The 2,964-nt window shown below is 67.5% G+C and carries 3 protein-coding genes; all 3 read left to right on the forward strand.

Going from position 1 to position 2,964, the window contains the following annotated elements:
- The coding region (locus KBT70_RS00200; protein ID WP_296627351.1) for a flagellar hook-length control protein FliK at positions 1-1,276 on the forward strand (1,276 nt) is incomplete at its 5' end.
- 8 nt (positions 1,277-1,284) lie between these two features.
- Positions 1,285-1,860: a flagellar basal body-associated FliL family protein gene (locus tag KBT70_RS00205; RefSeq protein WP_296627352.1), complete on the forward strand. Its 576-nt coding sequence runs from the start codon at positions 1,285-1,287 to the stop codon at positions 1,858-1,860.
- Positions 1,861-1,868: 8 nt separating this feature from the next.
- Complete coding sequence (gene fliM, locus KBT70_RS00210) at positions 1,869-2,846, forward strand: flagellar motor switch protein FliM (protein ID WP_296627354.1); 978 nt, start codon at positions 1,869-1,871, stop codon at positions 2,844-2,846.
- The last annotated feature ends 118 nt before the right edge of the window (positions 2,847-2,964 follow it).

Raw genomic sequence — 2,964 nt, forward strand, 5'->3', positions numbered from 1 at the left:
GACGGAGCCCGGCATGATCGCCCCGGTATTGACCAGCCTTCCCACCCCCGCTGCCACGGCCCCCGGCCGTGCCGCTGCGGCGCTTGGCCAAGGCTCTGGCGTACCGATCCAAGGATTTTCCGCCCTTCTCGGTGCAGCACAGGCTCCCGTTCAGACTCCCGTTCAGACGCCCATCCAGACACCCGTCCTGACGCCGGCACAACCGCTTGCGCCGATCCCTGCGCCGGACATGGCCCGGCTGGCCCCTGCCTCTGTCGACCTTCTCCCCGCAACAGCCGCACTCCCGCCACTTGAGATAGCGGCGCACCCCCCTGCCGCGCCTGTCGCCCAATCCGGGTTGGATAACCTCCCCGAGGCCCAGAGCCTGCCCGAGGAGACAGGGACCGAGGCTGCCGACGTCCAAAATACGGGCATCGAGGCGAAGGGCACCGAGGCCACAGCCCTGCCTGACCCAACCCCGCCACAACCCCAGCCCGACAGCCCGCCCGTTGTGGCAGAGGTCGCACAGGCGACGCCCGAGGCACAGAGCGCCGACACTCCAGAGCCCACCGAGGCCCCGCAAGACCCCGAGGCAACGCCCCTCGCCACATCGGCCCTGCCCATCGCGGCCCCCTTCGTGCCCGCGACACCCGCGAGCCCCGCGTCGACAGGTGACAGCGCCCCCGCCACACCTGCGCTCAGCGCCGACACCGCCGCGCTTGCCCCCCTTGAGACCAGCAGCGCAGCCTCCCTTGCCCCCGCCGAGGCCGCCCCCTTGGCCGCGCCACAAACCGCCCTGTCCGGCAGCGCCCCCGCGCCGCTGACAACAGCGCCCCTGCCCCAGACCCTCGATCTCGCGGCCCCTCAGTGGCCCGAACAGATGGTGCAGGACATCCGCCAAGGGGCCAGCGCCAATCTCGACTCTCTGACGCTCACGCTCACGCCCGAGCGTCTTGGCCCGCTGCAAATCCGGCTCGAGACGCTGGACGGCGTGACCCATGTGCATATCGTGACCGAAACCCCCGAGGCCGCCCGCGCCATGGCCGAGGCCCAGCCGCGTCTGGCCGAGGCCATGGCCCGCGCCGGGCTCGAGATGGGCAGCCAGTCCACCACCACAACAGGCGGCTCTGGCGGCTCCGGGGGCTTTGGCCCCTCGGGCGGCGATGCCAACCCGCGCGGCGGCCAGCCCGGCACCGAACCGGGACAGGCCATGCCCCACGCCCCCGCCGAAGAGACCCCGACCCACCCCCGCGCGCCGCGTTTCGCCGCGCGCTCTTCCATTGACCTGATCGCCTGAGGTTCCCCATGGCCGATGCCGCACTCCCCAATCTCGATGCCCGCCCCAAAGGCGGCTTTCTCAAGAAAATGCTGGTCTGGCTCTTGCTGGCGCTCGTCCTGGGCGGCGGCGGCTTTGGGGCCGGATTTTACCTCTCGGGGGGGCGGCTCTCGCCGTCGCAAGAGGTGTTACGCCTCATAGAGATGGAAACCGCCGCCGCCGACGCCGCAGGCGAGGCCGAGGCCGGCCCCAAGCGCATCCCCAAAGAGATGCCCGAGGCGCCCGTGTTCGAAACCCGCTATCACGAGTTTCCCGAACCGCTGACCACCAATCTCAAGGGCTCGCGCCGGTTTCTCCAGATCGGTGTCGGGGTCTCGACCCAATATGACGAGAGCGTCATCGCCCATGTCGAAACGCACGCCATGGCGCTGCGCTCTGATATGCTCGCTGTGATCTCGGGCTTTGCCGAAGAGGATGTCGAAGGCACCGCCGGACGCGAGGCGCTGGCCCTGGCCCTCAAGAATGCGATCAACGCCCGGCTCGAGGCGCTCGAAGGGTTTGGCGGCATCGAAGGCGTGTTCTTTCCCTCCTTCGTCCTGCAATAGGTCCCGCCATGGCCCGCAACACCACCAGCGCCACCCATAAACTCAGCTCGAACGAGGTCGCAGCCCTTGTCGACGGCCTGCTCGACATGGAGAAAGAGCAGACCCACGGCACCGAAAGCGTCAAGCGCTACAAATTCGGCTCTGACAACCTGTCGATCATGGGCGATTACCACGGGTTGCGCATGGTCAACGAACGGTTTTGCCGTCTGGCGCGCCCGGTGTTCCTGCCGTTCCTGCGGATGCACCCGCGCATTTCCGCCTTTCCGCCCGAGGTCAAAAGCTTTTCGCATTACTGCGACGAGTTGGAAAATTTCGTGAGCCTCACCACCGCCCGTGTCGATGCGCTGCGCAGCAATCAACTCATCATGCTGCCGCCAAACTTCGTATCGCTGCTGACCAATGCCTATTACGGCGGCAATATCGCCTATCTGCCGGGGGGCCGCGCCGAATTCACCGCAAGCGAGACGCGCGTGATCGAAATCGTGACCAAAGGCATCTACCGCGCGCTCGAGGCCGCGTGGCGTGATCTGATCCCGCTCGAATTTGCCAACCCGGTGCATGAGGACAACCTGCAATTCGCCACGTTCGTCGAAAGCGAGGAAAAGGTCGTCTGCTGCTCCTTCATCATTCAACTGCCCGAGGCGGACCCGGCCACGCTGGACCTCATCTATCCGCTCCAAGCGCTCAAACCCATCGCCGCGCGCCTGCGCTCGCGGATGCAGTCCGATCAGGTGGCCGATGACCTGCGCTGGCGCAACCGCCTGCGCGAGGCGGTGATGGCCGTGCCGCTGAATGTCACGGCACGTCTGGCCGAACCCAATGTGCCGATCAGCGCCCTCACCGGGCTGCGCCCCGGCCGCGTGGTGCCGGTCGATCTGGCGCTGCGCCCGCAATTGCTCGTCGAGGGCACGCCGCTCTTTGACGCCGAACCGGGCGCGCAGAATGGCCGCGCCGCGCTCTCGCTCACCCGCCGTATTGAACCCTGATCCAAAGGACCCCGCCATGACCAACGATGCCACCCCCCTGACCGACCTGCCCGACACCAGCCTGACCAACGTGGATCTGGGCCTCTTGGCCAATGTCCGCGTCAGCATGACCGTCGAG

The sequence above is a fragment of the Roseovarius sp. genome, from assembly GCF_018066915.1.
Classification (GTDB): domain Bacteria; phylum Pseudomonadota; class Alphaproteobacteria; order Rhodobacterales; family Rhodobacteraceae; genus Roseovarius.

What these genes read in the sequence shown, in the direction of transcription:
- KBT70_RS00205 (WP_296627352.1), top strand. Translation starts at nt 1,285, where the DNA reads ATGGCCGATGCCGCACTCCCCAATCTCGATGCCCGCCCCAAAGGCGGC.
- fliM (WP_296627354.1), top strand. Translation starts at nt 1,869, where the DNA reads ATGGCCCGCAACACCACCAGCGCCACCCATAAACTCAGCTCGAACGAG.